Annotated in this window: 15 protein-coding genes, 1 tRNA gene and 5 pseudogenes; 11 read left to right on the top strand and 10 right to left on the bottom strand. The window is 55.4% G+C overall.

The window, feature by feature from the left end; genetic code table 11:
* Positions 1-40 precede the first annotated feature (40 nt).
* From tyrS to anmK, 4 genes and pseudogenes are all read right to left on the bottom strand, one after another.
* The gene (tyrS, locus tag SOPEG_RS12650; RefSeq protein ID WP_025245619.1) at positions 41-1315 is read right to left on the bottom strand and encodes a tyrosine--tRNA ligase; all 1275 of its coding nucleotides are present in this window, start codon (positions 1313-1315) and stop codon (positions 41-43) included.
* 159 nt (positions 1316-1474) lie between these two features.
* Positions 1475-2125 (bottom strand): pyridoxamine 5'-phosphate oxidase, encoded by a 651-nt coding sequence (gene pdxH / locus SOPEG_RS12655; protein ID WP_025245620.1) that lies wholly within the window; start codon positions 2123-2125, stop codon positions 1475-1477.
* A gap of 61 nt (positions 2126-2186) precedes the next feature.
* On the bottom strand, positions 2187-2507 hold the full coding sequence (locus SOPEG_RS12660) for an MliC family protein (RefSeq protein ID WP_025245621.1): 321 nt from the start codon (positions 2505-2507) through the stop codon (positions 2187-2189).
* Positions 2508-2583: 76 nt separating this feature from the next.
* Positions 2584-3682 (bottom strand): annotated as a pseudogene (gene anmK / locus SOPEG_RS12665) (anhydro-N-acetylmuramic acid kinase).
* 326 nt (positions 3683-4008) lie between these two features.
* Between anmK and slyB the strand changes: the two are divergent.
* A complete protein-coding gene (gene slyB, locus SOPEG_RS12670; protein ID WP_025245622.1) occupies positions 4009-4476 on the top strand; it encodes an outer membrane lipoprotein SlyB in 468 nt (155 codons plus the stop codon).
* A gap of 77 nt (positions 4477-4553) precedes the next feature.
* Here slyB and slyA read toward each other — a convergent pair whose 3' ends face one another.
* Both slyA and SOPEG_RS29595 read right to left on the bottom strand, forming a co-directional pair.
* Positions 4554-4988 (bottom strand): transcriptional regulator SlyA, encoded by a 435-nt coding sequence (gene slyA / locus SOPEG_RS12675; RefSeq protein ID WP_025245623.1) that lies wholly within the window; start codon positions 4986-4988, stop codon positions 4554-4556.
* A gap of 998 nt (positions 4989-5986) precedes the next feature.
* A pseudogene (locus tag SOPEG_RS29595) lies at positions 5987-6070 on the bottom strand (DUF1289 domain-containing protein); the annotation flags it as partial.
* A 187-nt stretch (positions 6071-6257) separates the two neighbouring features.
* Between SOPEG_RS29595 and gloA the strand changes: the two are divergent.
* Positions 6258-6665, top strand: a complete 408-nt coding sequence (gloA, locus tag SOPEG_RS12680) for a lactoylglutathione lyase (RefSeq protein WP_025245624.1) — start codon at positions 6258-6260, stop codon at positions 6663-6665.
* A 130-nt stretch (positions 6666-6795) separates the two neighbouring features.
* Complete coding sequence (gene rnt / locus SOPEG_RS12685; RefSeq protein ID WP_025245625.1) at positions 6796-7500, top strand: ribonuclease T; 705 nt, start codon at positions 6796-6798, stop codon at positions 7498-7500.
* A gap of 304 nt (positions 7501-7804) precedes the next feature.
* Here the strand turns inward: rnt and SOPEG_RS12690 are convergent, their stop codons facing one another.
* A complete protein-coding gene (locus SOPEG_RS12690) occupies positions 7805-8152 on the bottom strand; it encodes a Grx4 family monothiol glutaredoxin (protein ID WP_025245626.1) in 348 nt (115 codons plus the stop codon).
* A 404-nt stretch (positions 8153-8556) separates the two neighbouring features.
* On the opposite strand from SOPEG_RS12690, the pseudogene SOPEG_RS28805 reads away from it, so the two are divergent.
* Positions 8557-9418, top strand: a pseudogene (locus tag SOPEG_RS28805) (C40 family peptidase).
* A gap of 212 nt (positions 9419-9630) precedes the next feature.
* Here the strand turns inward: SOPEG_RS28805 and cydH are convergent.
* Positions 9631-9720 (bottom strand): cytochrome bd-I oxidase subunit CydH, encoded by a 90-nt coding sequence (gene cydH / locus SOPEG_RS27570; RefSeq protein ID WP_148297070.1) that lies wholly within the window; start codon positions 9718-9720, stop codon positions 9631-9633.
* 221 nt (positions 9721-9941) lie between these two features.
* On the opposite strand from cydH, the gene purR reads away from it, so the two are divergent.
* Entirely contained in the window at positions 9942-10961 is a 1020-nt protein-coding gene (gene purR, locus SOPEG_RS12705) for an HTH-type transcriptional repressor PurR (protein ID WP_025245628.1), read from the top strand.
* 472 nt (positions 10962-11433) lie between these two features.
* Positions 11434-12566, top strand: a pseudogene (gene cfa, locus SOPEG_RS12710) (cyclopropane fatty acyl phospholipid synthase).
* A gap of 67 nt (positions 12567-12633) precedes the next feature.
* On the opposite strand, the gene SOPEG_RS12715 reads toward cfa, so the two are convergent.
* Complete coding sequence (locus SOPEG_RS12715) at positions 12634-13251, bottom strand: riboflavin synthase (RefSeq protein WP_025245629.1); 618 nt, start codon at positions 13249-13251, stop codon at positions 12634-12636.
* A 235-nt stretch (positions 13252-13486) separates the two neighbouring features.
* Here SOPEG_RS12715 and SOPEG_RS30900 point away from each other — a divergent pair.
* The 5 genes and pseudogenes from SOPEG_RS30900 (at position 13487) to SOPEG_RS12745 (ending at position 18254) form a co-directional block, all read left to right on the top strand.
* A pseudogene (locus SOPEG_RS30900) lies at positions 13487-14230 on the top strand (MATE family efflux transporter).
* 157 nt (positions 14231-14387) lie between these two features.
* A tRNA-Val gene (locus tag SOPEG_RS12730) sits at positions 14388-14464 on the top strand.
* Positions 14465-14990: 526 nt separating this feature from the next.
* Entirely contained in the window at positions 14991-16397 is a 1407-nt protein-coding gene (pykF, locus tag SOPEG_RS12735; RefSeq protein WP_025245632.1) for a pyruvate kinase PykF, read from the top strand.
* Between the two features lie 546 nt (positions 16398-16943).
* The gene (locus tag SOPEG_RS12740; RefSeq protein ID WP_025243834.1) at positions 16944-17867 is read left to right on the top strand and encodes an IS5-like element ISSoEn1 family transposase; all 924 of its coding nucleotides are present in this window, start codon (positions 16944-16946) and stop codon (positions 17865-17867) included.
* Between the two features lie 150 nt (positions 17868-18017).
* Positions 18018-18254: a major outer membrane lipoprotein gene (locus SOPEG_RS12745; protein WP_025245633.1), complete on the top strand. Its 237-nt coding sequence runs from the start codon at positions 18018-18020 to the stop codon at positions 18252-18254.
* Positions 18255-18758: 504 nt separating this feature from the next.
* On the opposite strand, the gene SOPEG_RS12755 is transcribed toward SOPEG_RS12745, so the two are convergent.
* Complete coding sequence (locus SOPEG_RS12755; protein ID WP_025245634.1) at positions 18759-19004, bottom strand: hypothetical protein; 246 nt, start codon at positions 19002-19004, stop codon at positions 18759-18761.
* Between the last annotated feature and the right edge of the window lie 21 nt (positions 19005-19025).

The raw sequence follows: 19025 nt of genomic DNA on the forward strand, positions 1-19025 counted from the left end.
ACAGAAGAAAGGGGCCCGAAGCCCCCTACCGGAAATCCCGCTATTGCCAGTTGAGCAGACAGTAGTGTTTTTTACCCCGGCGCAGCAGGGTATAACGGCCATACAGCCTGTCGGCGTCGTTAAACACATACTCCGGCGATGCCTGTTTTTCGCCGTTTACCGCCACCGCGTTGGAACTTATCATGGTACGGGCCTGGCCGCGCGACGGCACCAGTTCAGCCGCCACCAGCGCCTGCTGTAAATCCGCGCCGCGCGCAAGGGCGACCGTCGGCATGCCGTCCTGAGCCAATTGGGCGAAATCATCCTCGGTCAGGTCCGCCAGCGCACCGGTGAACAGGCTAGCGGTAATACGCTTTGCCGCCGCCAACCCTTTCTCGCCGTGAACCATGAGGGTGACCTCTTCCGCCAGCACATATTGGGCACGAGGGGCTTTGTCGCTGGCGCGATCCTCTTGTTCCAGCGCCTCAATAGCGGAAAGCGACAGGAAGGTGAAGAATTTCAAGAAGCGATACACGTCGCTGTCGGTGGTATTAATCCAAAACTGATAAAACTTATAGGGACTGGTCTTGCTGGGATCCAGCCACACCGCGCCGCCCTCGGTCTTGCCGAATTTGGTGCCGTCCGCTTTGGTGATAAGCGGCACCGTCAGGCCATACACCGTGTTTTGGTGCAGCCTGCGCGTCAAATCGATGCCGGAGGTAATGTTCCCCCACTGATCCGAGCCGCCAATCTGCAGCGCCACGCCATACTGCTTGTTCAGGCAGGCGAAATCGTAGCCCTGCAACAAATTATAAGAGAACTCGGTAAAGGAAATGCCGCTATCATCGCGGTTCAACCGCTGCTTTACCGCTTCTTTATTGATCATCTGATTGACGGAAAAGTGCTTACCGATATCGCGCAGAAAGGTCAACACGTTCATCGAGCCAAACCAATCATAATTGTTGGCGGCGATGGCGCTATTTTCGCCACAATCAAAATCGAGGAACGACGATACCTGGCGTTTGATTTTTTCCACCCATTCCTGGACGGTTTCCGCGGTATTGAGCTTGCGCTCGGTCGCTTTGAAGCTGGGATCGCCGATAAGCCCGGTAGCCCCCCCCACCAGCGCCACCGGACGGTGGCCGGCCAGTTGAAAGCGTTTGAGGCATAGCAAGGGCACCAGATGTCCCAAATGCAAGCTGTCGGCGGTGGGATCGAAGCCGCAATATAGCGCGATCGGCCCAGCCACCAACCGCTCGGCCAGCGCCTTCTCGTCCGTGACCTGGGCAATCAGGCCCCGCTCTTGCAATTGTTGTATTAGGTTACTGCTTGCCATCAAAAACTCCATTATCAAGAAAGAGAAAAAAAGGACACCGCGGCCCGCGCCGGTTTTCGCCAGCGCGCCAGGCCCTGTCCTTAAAAAACGTTATCGAGGCACCGGCGCCGCGGGCAGGTGAAATGCCCGGCGCCTCGGTGACGGCGCCAACCGTTCCGGCTAGGGAGCCAGCCGATCAATGTGCCAACCGCCCTCTTCACACCGATAGAGAAATCTGTCGTGCAAGCGGTGTTCACCGCCCTGCCAGAATTCCATCGCATCGATAGTGACCCGATAACCGCCCCAGAAGCTGGGCAGCGGCACCTCGCCCTGGGCAAATTTCTGTTTCAGCTCCAGGAACTTACTTTCCAACACGCCGCGGGCGGAGATCCGGCTGGATTGCCGCGAGACCCAGGCGCCTATCTGACTGTCGCGCGGGCGGCTGTGAAAGTACTTCATCACCTCGATGACCGAGAGCCGCTCCGCGCGGCCCAGCACCAGAATCTGCCGCTCCAGCGCGTGCCAGGGAAAGTGCAGGCTGATGCGGGGATTATGCGCTAAATGCGTAGCTTTGCGGCTGCCGAGATTGGTGTAGAACACCATACCCTGGCTGTCGAAATGTTTAAGCAATACCAGCCGCTGGTACGGCTGACCGTCCGCGTCCACGGTACCCACGCTCATGGCGGTGGCATCGGGAAGCTGCGCAGCGCAGGCTTGCTTGAGCCACTGCTCGAACAAAGCCATAGGCTCCGCCGTTAAATCGGCGCGACGCAACCCGCCCCGGGTATATTCCCTGCGCAGGGCGGTAATATCGATTGAATGTTCAGTCATAATTTGCTGAAAAGGCGGCAATGAAAGCCGTTATTGTGCGCCGTGACGCTGAAAATCTCAATCATTTACCCGCCGCGCTCTGGATGACACAATCATCGACGATGATTTTGTCTTGTCGCTCGATAAACGCCCACTCGCCCTTCGACCAGAAGCTGTATTGGCCATCGCTATAGCGGGCGCCGGAGGCAACCTGCGGCAAACTCAGCTGCTGGCCGTCAAGGATAACGTTCACCCGCTCGTGAACGTTATCCAACGTCACGGTCAGCGGCAGCGTGCCGCACTGATAATGCAATGTTTCCGTTTGCGCGGATCGACCGCCGGGATAGCTACAGGCCGAGGCGGCCAGCGCCAGGGAGAGGATCACCATCGGGTTTCGCATCATCTTGATCTCCTTTTTATGATTTATACAGGACCGCCAGAGGCCGGTGAACGCCCGGCGCGCCCCGCGCCGGCCAAGGTTATTTCTCCCCCGCCGGGGCCGTGACCGGATAGATGGCCCCCAGCAGCGTTTCCTCCCGCGCGCCCGTGACGGCGGGAAGATTGCCCGGCAACCCGGACAAAGTCCGAAACACCAGCCAGGCGAAGGCCAGCGCTTCCATATCATCGCCGCTCACGCCGAATTTATCGGTAGAGCTGACCTCAATGCCCGGCAGCAGCGCCGACAGACGATGCATAACCAGCGGATTGCGCGCGCCGCCGCCGCAGACCAGCACATGTTCACAGCCGCCGCACAACAGTACCTGCTGCGCGATGGTCTGCGCGGTCAGCTCCGCCAGCGTCGCCTGCACATCCTGGGCGGGAATCGGGCCGAGACGCGCCAGATGGCGCTCCAACCAGCCGAGATTGAAATACTCCCTGCCGGTACTTTTCGGCGCCGGGCGCAGAAAGTACCCGTCGGCCAAAAGATGCTGCAACAGCCCCTGATGAACTTGCCCGCTGCTCCCCCATCGGCCGTCCTGGTCATAAGGCGCTTTACGGTGCCGCCAGGTCCAGGCGTCTAGCAGTATATTGCCAGGGCCGGTGTCATAGCCGCGGATCGGCTGGCCCGGCAGCAGCAACGACAGATTGGCGATACCGCCGATGTTCAACACCATGCGCCGTTCCTGGGGATGCGCCAGCAGCACCCCCTGGCCGCCCAGCGCCATATCGCACCGGCGAAAATCACCCACGGTAGTGATATCGGTCATGGCGGCAATGCGGTTATTATCCCCGATTTGCAGGGTACAGGGGGCGGCGCCGTCCGGCTCATGCCAAACGGTTTGGCCGTGACAAGCGATAGCCGTCACCTCGTGCGGCGCCACGCCGGTCTGCCGCAATAAACTTAGCGCCGCCTCGGCGAACAAAATGCCAAGCCGGGTGTCCAATTGTCCGAACTGCGAAAGGGTTACCGCCTGGCCCTGGCACATCACCAGGATCTGCTTGTTTGATGGGCAACGGGATCGGATGGCAATAGCGGGCCTGCTGCGCCACGGTATGCTCATCGATCGCTGCCAGCACCACATCAATACCGTCCAGGCTAGTGCCGGACATAATGCCTATATATCGGCCGGTTCTCATTTCACTCCCTCTCCCTTGTGCGGGAATTCGACAGATTAAGGGTAAGTTACCCAGCTTTACGGCAGGAGGCCATGAAAATTCACGCAAAACGCCAGGTTTATACTGATTAAGGAATTATATGACATGAGCTTAGTGTCATAACAATTTAATTAATCAACCATCTTTATTCGTTTATTCGCAGTTTATCTTTTTTTCGATATAATTGTCTGTAGTCTCTGCGCGTTACAGGGCAGTTCGATCCCCTACGCCGGCGCATGAAGTTTTAATCGATTATCCGCTTCTGTCCGGGGTTGCCTCGCAGAACGGCATGTTAACTGGAGTTTTTTATGATGAAACGTTTGATCGTGGTGGCACTGGCCGGTATGGCGCTGGCGGGTTGCGCCAATAACAGCACGCTGTCCGGCGATGTTTATTCCGCCTCTGAGGCCAAACAGGTTCAAAGCGTGACGTACGGTACCCTGGTCGGGGTACGGCCGGTGCAGATTCAGGGCGGTGAAGACTCCAATGTCATAGGCGCTATCGGCGGCGCGGTACTGGGCGGGTTCTTAGGGAATACCGTCGGGGGCGGCAGCGGCCGCAGCCTGGCCACCGCGGCGGGCGCCGTCGCCGGCGGCGTGGCCGGTTCAAACGTCGAAGGCGCGGTAAACCGGACCCAGGGCGTGGAGCTTGAAGTGCGTAAAGACGACGGCAACACCATTATGGTGGTGCAAAAACAGGGCAATACCCGCTTCAGCGTGGGACAACGCGTGGCGCTAGCCAGCAACGGCCGCACCATCACCGTTTCACCGCGTTAATCCCACGATTGCGCTCAACAAAAAACCGGCCCTGGGGCCGATTTTTTTGCTCACGTCAGTGCCGTGGACGTAACGCATCAAGACTTGTTATATAGCTCCAGAATATTTTTTTCCAGTTTGGCAATCATATTGCTCAGCAACTGAATCTCCTCCTGGCTAATGCCATTGAGAATTTCATCTCGAGTGCTGTCGATAACATTGTTCACTTCTTTGATAATAGGGTCAGCAGATTCGGTCAGTTTGATCCGCTTCGCCCGGCGGTCATTGGCGCAGGTGTGCCGAGTGATAAGCCCTTTTTCTTCGAGCTGATCCAGCGTCCGCACCAACGATGGCTGTTCGATGCCGATAGCCTTCGCCAGTTGAATCTGAGACTGCTCAGGGGGTAACTGGCAAATATTATGTAAAGTGATCCAATGCGTCTGTGTGAGTTCTAAAGGCTTTAAGCGGTGGTCAATTAAAGCGCGCCATACTCGAACAAGTCGCGCCAAATCTGATCCTAATGGCGATTCCAATTCTCTCTCCTTATAATTAAGCTGATTAAGCTTGCTCCCTGGATTCCCCATCCATCCTAATGGGTGGATGAGCAAATTACAAATATATATACCCATAACCTAAGCATTATGTAGAGATCGATGTAAGCGGCATATTCTTCCTTAATAAAAGTTGGACGTCACACACACGCGCCGTTTGCGACGTACTTTCCCGATCGGGTCGGGAAACGCGGCGTTCTGCCCCCACTGATTCCCTTGTGGTTTAAACGCGCTGGCAGACAGTCAGGGTCTCCCCGCAGAAGCCAGCGTAGCCGGCTTTCACGCTGACGGGCCGGACGGTTTATTCATAACTGTAACACTATTATTGCCACATATGTAGTTTATTGTTAATTTAAGTTAAATGAAGATATAACAAATATCAACATCCCATGTATTCAGTAGCATATTATAATTTAAATATATAAGTAGCTATTTAATATATTAGAAATTATTGTGGAGAAACCACAGTTTCATGGCTATTTTTTAACTAATCATCACCAAAATCTGATGTTATTTCCCCTGCGTTAAATTGTTTTCTCCTTTCAGGAAATACTCCTTCCGCTTGGCTATTGTCGCCCGACAACAAAGGATTATCCATACCGCGTCGGGCCGAAAACCATTTATTATCTCTTCGCGTTAGGTTTTATTTCGGATGGCGGTATTCGAGGGTTATCCCCTTTTGTCGTACGGACATCGCCGGCGGCCGTTTTGCCGCGACCAGACCATAGCCCCCGCGCCAGACAACCTACGCGACCTGGCGCTGCCGCCCGGCAACCTCCCCGCCGGGACAAACATAATGCGCTATGCTACACCCGATAGCGACGGCATACTTAATCGCGAGCTCAAGACCGCTAATCCAGACAAGCGCATCGACCCGGCGGGCTTAAGGCACCGGTGCGTCTAGCGCTCGGATCCGGCACCGCGGCGGTTAAAACAAGGAGGGTTGTTCCGGCGCGTCCGACGGCGGTTCGTGCCCGGCGGCCGCGGCAATAGCCGCGGGCATCCGACTGGCACACTCCGCGGCAGGGATTGGGCAGGCTGAAAAATTCAAGTTGTTCCGCCACACGTCTTCCTCTCGCCTATAATTATAATATTGAAGACGGCATTGTCTTCGCTGGCAAGTTATTTTTTACCGAGCGTACCGGCAATCTGTGCTAACGGGCGGCATTGAACCGATTTCACCCCGCAGGCTATACTGAAGCCTCTTCACTTAACACGGCCGCACCGATCGTGATGGCTCAAGAGGACATTATGCGTTTATTACATACCATGCTGCGGGTAGGCGATTTACAACGCTCCATCGATTTTTACACCAAAACCCTTGAAATGCTATTACTGCGCACCAGCGAAAATCCGGAATACAAATATACGTTGGAGTTCGTGGGGTATACCGACGAGAGCGACGGCGCGGTCATCGAGCTGACCTATAATTGGGGCGTGGAGAGTTACGATTTGGGCAGCGCCTATGGCCATATCGCCTTGGGCGTGGACAATGCGGCCGCCGCCTGCGAACGCATTCGCCAGGCCGGTGGCAAAGTAACCCGCGAAGCCGGGCCGGTGAAAGGCGGAACTACCATTATCGCCTTTATTGAAGATCCGGACGGTTATAAAATCGAACTGATTGAAAACAAACACGCCGGTCAAGGCGTCGGCAATTAAGCAGCGTACGCGCGGCCGGGACCTGCGGGTTCACAGCCGGTATTCCGCGCCGCGCGGGCATAACTCGCCATGCAAGCCGCGCCAAAATTTGCCATAATGGCAGCTGAATTCGCTGAACATAAGAACTGGCATGGTTGAAATAGACGATCTGAACACCCTCCGCGCCCGCTTTCGCGGCTTTTATCCCGTTGTCATTGATGTGGAAACCGCGGGATTCAACGCCGGGACCGATGCCCTGCTAGAAATCGCTGCCGTCACCCTGAAAATGGATAATGACGGCTGGCTGCACGCCGACAACACCCTGCACTTCCACGTCGACCCTTTCCCCGGCGCGCTGCTGCAGCCGGAAGCGCTGGCCTTTAACGGTATCGATCCGCACAACCCCCTGCGCGGCGCAGTGACCGAATATGAAGCCTTGCATGAAATCTTCAAACTGGTACGTAAAGGAATTAAAGATCAGGACTGCAACCGCGCCATTATAGTCGCCCACAATGCGGCTTTTGATTACAGCTTTTTCATGGCCGCCGCCGGTCGCGCCGGCCTGAAACGCAACCCTTTCCATCCCTTCGCCACCTTTGATACGGCGGCGCTCAGCGGGCTGGTGCTCGGCCAGACCGTGCTGGCGAAAGCCTGTAGCGCCGCCGGCATTGCCTTTGACAACGGTGAAGCGCATTCGGCGCTCTATGACACCGAACGTACCGCGACCCTGTTTTGTGAATTGGTCAATCGCTGGAAACGTCTGGGCGGCTGGCCGGTCGCGCTACCCGCCACGGGTGACGCCGAAGAAGAGGCTTGCGCCGCGCAGGATCGCGCCAACCCCACTATCGATCTGTAAACGCTGCCACGCCGCGGGCCGTCTGCGCGGCCAATGACAGGGCTTTAGCGCTTGCAGGGCACACCACCTGCCCGTCCCCGGGGCGCCCTGGCGCTTGAGATGTTGCCTAGCGAATGCCGCAGGGCATGCCGGGCGGCGATGACGCCCGTACTGCCCCGCGCCCGGCACGCTGAGACGCAAAAAAAACCACCCGCTGTGCCTTGGGTGGTTTTTGGTGCGATAGCGCCGAGGCGGTCTCTCGGCCGCGGCGCGTTAGCGCCGGACAGCATCGGGGCTGCGCGCTGTACTGCGCACATTCCTCCCGTTACTGCGCGTTATCCGCTTGCGAATTGTATTTTACCGCCGTTTCTTTAATCAGCGGCTGCAGCTCGCCGCGCTGGTACATTTCAATGACAATGTCGCAGCCGCCGATAAGCTCGCCGTCCACCCACAGCTGCGGGAAGGTCGGCCAGTTGGCGAATTTTGGCAGTTCAGCGCGGATATCCGGATTGGTTAGCACATCGACATAGGCAAAACGCTCACCGCTGGCGGACAGCGCCTGTACCGCCTGGGCGGAAAAACCGCAGCCCGGTAATTTAGGCGAGCCCTTCATGTACAGAAGAATCGGATTCTCGGCGATCTGTTGCTGAATTTTTTCGATAGTCGTGGTCATTGTCTCGCTTCCTTAAGCCAGTGGCTGGCTTTTATTTATCATACATCGGGTCTGACGTAATTCACTATTCTAACGATTCCGGGGGGAACATTTAAATGCTTTTTTCACGTTAGCCCCGCCGGCGGGCTTCAGCCGCCCCGGCCGTGATACAACGGGCGCGAACGCCGGGTCTGCCCTTGCGGCGGCGAAGATTTGCGACTAGGGCGTTTAACGGGCCGTAAAACCGTTGCTTTTTACGGCTGCACGCGCGCAAAAATGCCGCATCACGCATGTTATTCACGTTTATTCACAATCTGTAGGAAAATACGGATGCATTAGAACCGCAAATAGCTTAAATTCAGCTGAGCCGTCATTTTCTCCCGACCTTGGGCCACAGAGGATAGCGTTTATGCTTTACGCTTTTTGTGCTGCTGTTTACCCAGCTCTTTCTCAATCTCGCGCACGCCGCGCCGAATGCGGGAGTCAATGCCGATCAACGTAAATCGCAGGCCAGCGCGGCGAAAACCGATGACCGACGCAAGCGCAAGCCCGTTAAACTGCAAAAAAAGACCCGCAGCACCGAGAGCGAGCATCTGGGTAATCCCAAGTTAAAATCTGCCGTGGTGAAACCCCGCAAGGCCGTCGCCACCAAAACGCCCCCCCCCCGACGCAGCGCCAACCGTCGTCGTGAAGGTGGGCAAAAGCCCCATTACGTCTTCCCGCCGCCAACGTGAAAATACTCGTCTGGCGCATAACCAGGCCGCCGGCAAAGGGCTGAAGAAAGCCTATGGACGCCATCGCGGCGGCGCGCGAGCCCGGACCGCGGCCATTGCGGCAGACGCTCAACCATTGCGCATGAGCGAAAGCCACAAGGTTCGCTACCAGCACGCTAAATTAACGGCGATGGCCAAACAGATGTCGCAGGTGGGTAAGCCCTATCGTTGGGGCGGTAAATCGCCGACCACCGGTTTCGATTGCAGCGGGTTGATTTACTACGCCTATAAAGACTTAATCCGCGTGCCGCTGCCGCGTACCGCGAATGAAATGTACCACTTGCGGGATGCTGCGCCGGTAAAAAAGAGCGAGTTGGAAAGCGGCGATCTGGTCTTTTTCCGCATCCGCATCCGCAACACGGCGGATCATGTCGGGGTTTATCTGGGCAATGGCCGTTTCATTCAGTCACCCCGCACCGGGCGTGACATCCGTATCAGCTACCTGAGCGAAGATTATTGGCAGGATCATTATGTCGGCGCCCGCCGCGTGATGACGCCTACCACCATTCGCTGACGGCCACGCGCGACAGCCTCTCCCCCTTGCCGTCGCAGCGCGGGTCTTAAGGGGCCTTTTGACGCCCCCGCCAGCTCACCGTGCCGATCCGCGCGTCGTTACTAGGCCGCAAATCAATCCCCCGCCCTTAGAAGTGGTTTAGGGATGATAAAAAAAAGGGCCTGGAGCCCTTTTTACCGTCTGGGTGATGTTCGGCCCGGCGCCAAACGCGATCAATCCAATACGGTGGTAAAGCTGAAGATAATGATGACCAACAGCGAAAAGACGGTAGTCGTTAACGACCAAGCAAAATCGCGGCTCATGATATTTCCTTTTAACGCTTCTGCGTCAGGTGGCTAAGTTAGTCGGTATTCGTTCTCTATCTTGCCATAGCCGTGGCCAAAAAGCATGTCCCGTCGGCGGCTCAACGCATATAACGCTTTCACTTTCTCGACAAGATCGAGGAAAATTGCCTTTTGTTGGCAGGCAAACGATTCACATAGCATTATCCCCTACTGCCGAGGGATCCAGGAGTAGTTTAGAGATGGCAACCATAAAAGATGTAGCCAAACACGCGGGGGTATCAACGACCACGGTTTCCCATGTGATTAATAAAACCCGCTTCGTGGCGCCGGAGACCAAACGCGCCGTATGGGACGCCATCAAACAGCTCAGCTATTCCCCCAGCGCGGTGGCGCGCAGCCTGAAGGTCAACCGCACCAAATCCATCGGTCTGTTGGCCAGCACCAGCGAAGCCCCCTATTTCGCCGAGATAATTGAATCCATAGAGCTTCACTGTTTTGCCAAACGCTACACCCTTATCCTGTGCAATTCCCACAACGAAACATCGAAACAGCAGGCCTATTTGCAAATGCTGGCGCAAAAGCGGGTCGATGGGCTGCTGGTGATGTGCGTTGAATACCCCGAAGCCCTGCTGCGGCTATTGGAAGAATATCGCCATATTCCCATGGTGGTGATGGATTGGGGTGAGGTGCGCGGCGATTTTACCGATACCATCGTCGATAATGCCTTTGCCGGCGGTTATATGGCCACCCGCTATTTACTCGATCGCGGCCACCGGGATATTGGCGCCATTCCCGGCCAGCTGGCGCGCAACACCGGCGGCGGACGCCACCGCGGTTATCTTCATGCGTTAAAAGAGGCCGATATTCTGCCCAACCAGGCCTGGATCGTTCAAGGTGATTTCGAACCGGCTTCCGGTTATCGCGCCATGCAACATATTCTGGCCCAGTCTCACCGTCCCAGCGCGATATTTTGCGGCGGCGGCGAGATGGCGATGGGCGCATTGTGCGCCATCCACGAGCATGGGCTGCGCGTACCGCAAGACATTTCACTGATAGGCTACGATAATGTCAGCCACTCACGGTATTTCACCCCCGCGCTTACCACGGTGGATCAGCCCAAGGCCGTATTGGGGGAATCCGCGCTGACCATGCTGCTTGATAGGATCATCAGCAAGCGGGAAGCCGCGCAGACAATTGAGGTCCATCCCACCCTGGTGGAGCGCTGTTCGGTGGCCGATGACCCCTACCATAACCGCTAATCTTGTGCCGTCGTTGGCTGAGGCCCCGTGTTTGCGGCGGCGTTGGCCATTATGCACGGCGTTTTACGCGCTACGTGGCCGCGCAAATTTCCCCGCGACGCAGAAATGAATAATAACTCTTTAGGCGCACTAACTCTTTGAGGAGTGTGACTGTTTCCCAAAGTTATCATTAACTTAGGCTATTATTCCTATTGCTGTTTTTGGAGTTGTCTAAAGCCGGATGCAGGCTTATACTCAATTACGTTAACAATTATAACGAGTTGTTTATTCATTTTGCTTTAGGGACGTGATGTTTACTCATGCATGCTTTTTCGTGCAAAGCAGCCGGTTTAACAACCATTCTGAGTTTCTATTCCTCTGTTAATTTGTCGTATCAGACACCACGGCTTACCGTGGATTCTTATAAAAGCTCGCAGGCAGCGCCTGGCTCTTCCTGACGAGGTATTTTTAGAAGAAAGGTGATGGAGAAGCTATGAGTTCCTCGTGTGTTGAAGACCTGAGCTTTCAGGATAACGCTTGGTATCGCATCGTCCATGAATTACTCGCTGAAGCCGACATTGAAATCAATGGTCCATTCGATATTCACGTCAACAACCCGGATTTTTTTAAGCGCGTACTACAGGACGGTTCACTGGGTTTAGGTGAAAGTTACATGGATGGCTGGTGGGATTGCGAACGGCTGGATATGTTTTTTCAGCGTGCGTTGCGCAGCGGACTGGAAAATAAGCTTCCCCATCATTTAAAAGATACCCTACGCGTCGCCGCGGCGCGCCTGACTAATCTCCAATCGCGCAAAAGGGCCTGGATCGTCGGTAAAGAACATTACGATTTAGGCAATGATCTCTTCTCGCTCATGCTCGATCCGTATATGCAATATTCCTGTGGTTATTGGCCTCATGCCGCCAGCCTTGAGCAGGCCCAGCAAAATAAACTGGAAATGATTTGCCAAAAACTGCAATTGCAGCCGGGGATGTCGGTTGCGGCTGGGGCGGTCTGGCGAATTATGCGGAACAACATTATGGCGTTAAAGTCCACGGCGTCACCATCTCGACCGAGCAGCAAAAGCTGGCGCAAACGCGTTGCGCAGGACAAGATGTCACGATTTTGTTGCAGGATTATCGCGATTTAAATTTGCAGTTCGATCGCATTGTCTCGGTAGGGATGTTCGAGCACGTGGGGCCGAAAAACTACCCAACCTATTTCGATGTGGTGGCCCGTAATTTGAAACCCGACGGCCTGCTTTTGCTGCACACCATCGGCACGAACCGGACCGATATGAATGTGGATCCATGGATCAACAGATATATCTTCCCGAACGGCTGCCTGCCGTCCGTACGGCATATCGTCGATGCCAGCGAGCCTCATTTCGTCATGGAAGACTGGCATAATTTCGGCGCGGATTATGATCGCACGCTCATGGCCTGGCATGAACTCTTCATCGCCGCCTGGCCGACGTTGCAGGGCAATTATTCCGAACGTTTTTACCGCATGTTTGTATACTACTTACAGGCCTGCGCCGGCGCGTTCCGCGCCCGCAATATCCAGCTATGGCAGGTTCTGTTCAGCCCTCGGGGCGTCGAAGGCGGTCTGCGCGTCGCGCGGTAAGCGTTGCGCCGTCATGGCTGCCGGCGCACATGACGGCGCTTTCAGACCGCGCCGCCGCCCACCTGGGTCAGGCGCGCTCGCGCGCCGCCAAAACCCGCTCCACGGTGTCGACAATCGCCTGCGTCTGCGGGTCGATTTCGATATTGACGCTATCGCCGAGTCGTTTCTTACCGAGCGTGGTGCGCAGCAACGTTTCAGGAATTAAATGTACGCAAAAACGGTTGCCCGCGACTTCGCCTACCGTCAGGCTAATACCGTCAACACCGATATAACCCTTATGCAGGATGTATTTCATCAGCGCCCTGTCCGGCAAGGAAAACCAAATTTGCCGATTGTTCTCTGAGGTCACGATTTTGGTCAATTCGGCTGTGCAGATAATATGCCCTGACATCAGATGACCGCCAATCTCCGCCTGCAGGGTCGCCGCCCGTTCCAGGTTGATCTCATCGCCAACCTTAAGCGTGCCTAAGTTGGTCAGCCGGAGCGTTTCTTTCATCAGATCGAAGCTGACCACGTCGCCCGCGATGACGGTCACTGTCAGGCAACATCCGTTATGGGCCACCGACGCGCCGATGGTCAAACCCGGCAACAGCGCCGCCGGCAGGCGGACGTGATGGGTACGAAAATGGTCTTTTTCCTCAATCGCGGTAATGGGCGCGGTGGCCTGAACAATCCCCGTAAACATGCGTTTTCCTCATCTGGCTACACCGAATAACTCGGCGCTCAGTTTGCCCCATAATATGACAAATTCCAAATACTGACACGATACAATAGAGGCTATGCCCCTTATATCGCGTCATTTTCCTGCTATCTTCGCCAACAAAATGCATTACACTATGCCGCTAAAAGGATCCAGCCGTGTTAACGCGTGCGGGTTCCATTAATAAACTCGGTTCGTCACTCGCAACAAAGGTGTCCGCGTGCAAAATTATGTTAAGGAAGCGCGTATCTTAGTGGCTTTGGCCATCCTGGTAATTTTCGCCCAAGTATCGCAAACGGCGATGGGGGTCGTGGATACCATCATGTCCGGCTCGGTAAGCGCCACCGATATGGCCGCGGGTAACGGTGGGCACCTCCATCTGGCTGCCGGTCATTTTGTTCGGTCACGGCCTGCTGCTGGCGCTAACGCCGGTTATCGCGCAGCTCAACGGCTCCGGACGGCGAGACCGGATTGCCCATCAGATACGTCAGGGCTTCTGGCTGACGCTGGGCGTGGCGGCCACCATCCGCATCGGCTTTCGCCTGGGGGAAGGCGATGTCGAGCAGGCGCGAGTCAGCGCCAGGGCCAGGGCCAGGGCCAGGGCCAGGGCCAGGGCCAGGGCCAGCCTGATGATAGGCGTCACGCTGGCCTGCTGCGTGAGCGGATTGCGCTCTTGTATAACGATACGCCGGCGGTCGTGGCCATGGCCTCGCATTTAATGCTGCTAGCGGCCCTATATCAGATTTCTGATTCCATCCAGGTTATCGGCAACGGCGTGCTGCGCGGCCTGCCGTGCGGGTACGTGCTGGCGCTGACGGATTGGCTGCGCCCCGCCATGGGTCCCAGCGGTTTCTGGATTGGATTTATTGTCGGTCTGACCTCAGCCGCCGTTTTGATGATGTTCCGGATGCGCTGGCTACAGCGCCAAACCCCCGCGCGCATTTTGCGTCGGGCGGCGCGTTGAGGGGCATGACGCGTCTTGATCGGTGAAAAAGCCGGCTTAATGCACATTCCCTCGACAATCAATCGGCGTTCGGGGGGGGGGGGGAAAACGCGTTTTCCCCTTGCAAGGCGTGATAGAGCCCGTTAATATTCGTCCTGCAGGCAGCAGGCAACAAAATGCGTTCTTAGCTCAGTTGGTTAGAGCACCACCTTGACATGGTGGGGGTCGATGGTTCGAGTCCATTAGAACGCACCAAATCTTATCGTTCCCTTTTCCCTCGCACTCCTTTTTTAACCGCTACTGTTTCCGCAGCGATGATGTTGCGCTATGTTTCCCACGGCCTCTCTTCAGCCAGCGTCATCGGCGCCGGGTATTATCATGAGGGTAAACAACGTGCACGAGCGCGTGACAAAACGGTCTTTGCCGGTTGCGACGATCTGCGGCAAAAATGACACAATAACGCTTTTTTTTGTGCTAACGCATTAATTGTCCAGTTTTTACTTTGTTTCCCGCCTGCCAATAACTATAATGCAAAACGTTATTTCAATTGAAGGGTTAGCGCCGATTGATTTGCCCCCAACGTCTAAAAACAGCATTGACCTCCGGCGCATACCGGCCTTGCCGTGCTGAGCCGTTCAATTTTTTTTCCTTACGTTCCGAGCGTTGTCACCTATCCTTAAATATGGACCGCAGGTTTAGCAAGCGGCTTTTTTTTCATCGCGGGCCTGGTCCGGCGATGCACCAGATTCATCATCCATCACAACTTATAGAAATCAACGTTATGAAAAAGACTAAAATTGTTTGTACCATCGGCCCGAAAACTGAATCCGAAGAGGTACTGTCCAACCTGCTCGACGCGGGGATGAACGTGATGCGTCTCAACTTTTCCCACGGCGACTATGAAGAGCACGGGCAGCGCATCAAAAATCTGCGCGCGGTTCTGAAGAGAACGGGTCAACAGGCCGCCATCCTGCTTGATACCAAAGACCCCGAAATCCGCACCATGAAGCTTGTAAACGGCGCCGACGTTTCACTGCGCGCGGGCCAAACCTTTACTACCGATCAGAGCGTGGTTGGCAACAGCGAGCACGTGGCGGTCACCTACCCCGGGTTCACCCAGGATCTGGCCGTAGGCAATACCGTGCTGGTGGATGACGGACTGTTGGGCATGACCGTCACCAGCGTCACCCAGAATGAGGTGGTGTGCAATGTGCTGAACAATGGCGATCTCGGCGAAAATAAAGGGGTCAACCTGCCTGGCGTGTCCATTGCCCTACCGGCGCTGGCGGAAAAAGACAAACGCGATCTGATTTTCGGCTGCGAGCAAGGGGTGGATTTTATCGCCGCCTCGTTTATCCGCAAGCGTTCCGACGTACTGGAAATTCGTGAACATTTGCAGCAGCACGGTGGCGAACATATCCAGATCATCTCTAAAATCGAAAACCAGGAAGGCCTGAACAATTTCGACGAAATTCTGGAAGCGTCCGACGGCATCATGGTGGCCCGCGGCGATCTCGGCGTCGAAATTCCGGTGGAAGAAGTCATCTTCGCCCAGAAAATGATGATCGAGAAGTGTAACCGGGCGCGCAAGGTCGTCATTACCGCCACCCAGATGCTCGACTCGATGATCAAAAATCCTCGCCCAACCCGCGCGGAAGCCGGCGACGTGGCCAACGCCATTCTTGACGGCACGGATGCGGTGATGCTGTCCGGCGAGAGCGCCAAAGGAAAATATCCGCTGGAAGCCGTTACCATTATGGCCACCATTTGCCAGCGCACCGATCGTATGCTGCCGAGCCGTATTGACGGTCAGCACGACAGCCGCAAGTTGCGCATTACCGAAGCCGTTTGCCGCGGCGCGGTGGAAACCGCGGAAAAATTGGAATCGCCTTTGATCGTGGTCGCGACAGAAGGCGGGAAATCCGCCAAGTCGGTACGAAAATATTTCCCGAAAGCGGAAATCCTGGCGTTGACCACCAATCCGCTGACCGCCCGCCAGTTGCTGCTGAGCAAAGGGGTTGCCTGCCAGTTAGTGGAAGAGATCGCGTCGACCGATGATTTTTACCGCATCGGTAAAGCCATGGCGTTAGAAACCGGCTTGGCGGCCAAAGGCGATATTATCGTCATGGTGTCCAGCGCGCTGGTGCCGAGCGGCACCACCAACACCGCCTCGGTGCATATGCTGTAAGCATCGGCAGCGGGTGCGCCCGCTGAGACCTTCTTGGCTGTCGCGGCGGCGCGATGGCCTTTATAGTTCATACGCGGAGTTCCCGGCGGGCGTCGACAGCATCCCAGGCTCCTGTCCACACAGGGGCCTTTTTTGTTGTTCGTCGCAGGTATTATTTAAAAAGTGTAATACTTATTAATTAACGGGCAGCTATGCAATACCGCATTTGGTACCAGAATGGTATAAAGAAACTTTATCTTTGGCCCTATTTCACCTCCACCACCCCGTCGTTGTCACCGCTAATTGGGCGAGCCGACAAAAGAATCACGCCAAAGAAATAAAATAGGTAGCGCGGCCAATTTCGATAGCACGTTTTGCTGCCGCCTTAATCGGAGAAATCTTATGGCCGCAAGGCTTCTAGGGCGTTTTTTTTAACCACTCTGTAAAATAAGATGTTTCTTTGAGCGGTCGATCGAATTTAATCGTTTTATTGGCTTTGTTGAATAAATCGAACTTTTAGGTGACTGGCGGCTATGATCACTACATTCGTTTCAACATCAGGTCCCCATGGCAAAGCAAAAGTTTAAAATTACCAACTGGCCCGCATATAACAATGCGCTCAGGCAGCGGGGGGACCTGACAGTATGGCTTGATGAGTCAGCCATTGCTGCATGGACTGAGAGTACACCACCTGAACATCGTGGCCGGCCGCTTCACTACACCGATATGGCCATTACCACGGTTCTGATGATAAAGCGCGTGTTTAACCTTTCGCTCCGGGCGTTACAGGGTTTCGTTGACTCGATTTTTAAACTGATGGGGCTGTCGCTGCGCTGCCCAGATTACTCTCTGGTCAGCCGGCGAGCAAAAACCGTCGACATCAGCATAAAAACGCCAACCCGCGGCGAAATCTCACACCTGGTCATCGATGGCACCGGCCTGAAAATCTTCGGCGAAGGCGAATGGAAAGTCAGGCAGCATGGGGCTGAGAGGCGCAGAGTATGGCGCAAGCTTCATCTGGCAGTAGATAGCGCGACACATGAAATTATCTGTGCCGATTTATCGCTAAGCGGTACGACAGATGCGCAGGCGCTGCCCGGGCTGATTAACCAAACCCACCGGAAAATCAGGGAAGCGTCGGCTGACAGTGCTTACGATACGCGTTACTGTCATGATGCTCTGCTGAGGAAAAAAATAAAGCCGCTTATCCCACCGCGAAGTGGTGCGCAATATTGGCCAGCTCGATACCATGAGCGTAACCATGCGGTGGCAAATCAGCATCTGAGCGGCAATAACGATACCTGGAAAAAGAAAGTAGGTTATCACCGGCGTTCACTGGCTGAAACGGCCATGTTCCGGTTTAAAATACTTCTGGGTGGTCATCTGAGTCTGCATGACTATGACGCGCAGGTAGGTGAGGCTATGGCAATGGTCAAAGCGCTTAACCGGATCACGTTGTTAGGAATGCCAAACAGCGTCCGCATCATGTAACAATCGCCCTGATAGGGAGGAAGTCGTCAAAAATTTCGGATTTATTCAACAAAGCGCGTTTTATTCGCAAAATTTATTCTCAATCGAAAATAGTTTGTGTAATACTTGTAATGCTACATGGAGATTAACTCAATCTAGAGGGTATTAATAATGAATCGTACTAAACTGGTACTGGGCGCGGTAATTCTGGGTTCCATTCTGCTGACTGGTTGCTCGAGCAACGCTAAAATCGATCAGCTGTTCTCCGACGTTCAGACTCTGAACGCCAAGGTTGACCAGATCAGCAACGACGTGAACGCTCTGCGCTTCGACGTACAGGCTGCTAAAGACGACGCTGCCCGTGCTAACCAACGTCTGGACAACCAAGCCACCTCTTACCGTAAGTAAGAGTTCCGGTCTTGATTGGGAATGGGCGCACCTTGTGCGCCATTTTTTTTGCATGACCGACAGGCCGCGGCCCACACCTTTCCCAGGCGCGCGAGGTGCTATCTCCCCTTTCTTGGCACCGCAGGGCGCTGCACTGTAGCCCTGACGAAGCATAAGTCCGCAGGCGCGGCACTATAGTCCATGTGGATGAATGCCCGCAAGGGGCCCAGGCGGCGCGTTATGGCCTCTGATAGCCTTGAGCCCGAGTACGTCGCATCGGCGATAGCGCTATGCCCGCAGCGAGGCTGGGAGTGCGCGCCAGCAGACGCTATGGTCTGTCGCGATGCCCTTAGCTTCGATGGCGGCTTGCCCGCCGGCCTGCCCTTCGCTCGGCATGCCCCTTTATTTCTCTGCGTTACTCAAAACAACAACGGACGCGCCGTCGACTAAGGCGCTGCGTCCGTTGTTACGGGTAGCGATACACTCCGCGCTGCCCGAGGGGCCGGCCGTTCGCTACGCGGCGGGTTATGCTCCCGTGGCTGGGTCGGTGGCCGAGCCTTGCGCCGCTTGCGCCTTGGCTGCGGAAGACGCAGGCGTGACCGGTTCGCCGTTATTGATCAATACCGGTATTCCCGAGCGGCGCGCCACCGCCTGTTTCACCATGACGCGATCCGTTGCGGGCTGCGCGACAAATTTTGCCGTCCGGGCATTAAAGCGAATCGGTGAGGTCTGCGGATCGTCTTTCTCCGAGCGGGAGAGCGGCTGATGCACTTGCAGATTCCGACGTATGAC

The sequence above is a fragment of the Candidatus Sodalis pierantonius str. SOPE genome, assembly GCF_000517405.1.
In the GTDB taxonomy this organism is placed as follows: Bacteria; Pseudomonadota; Gammaproteobacteria; order Enterobacterales; family Enterobacteriaceae; genus Sodalis_C; species Sodalis_C pierantonii.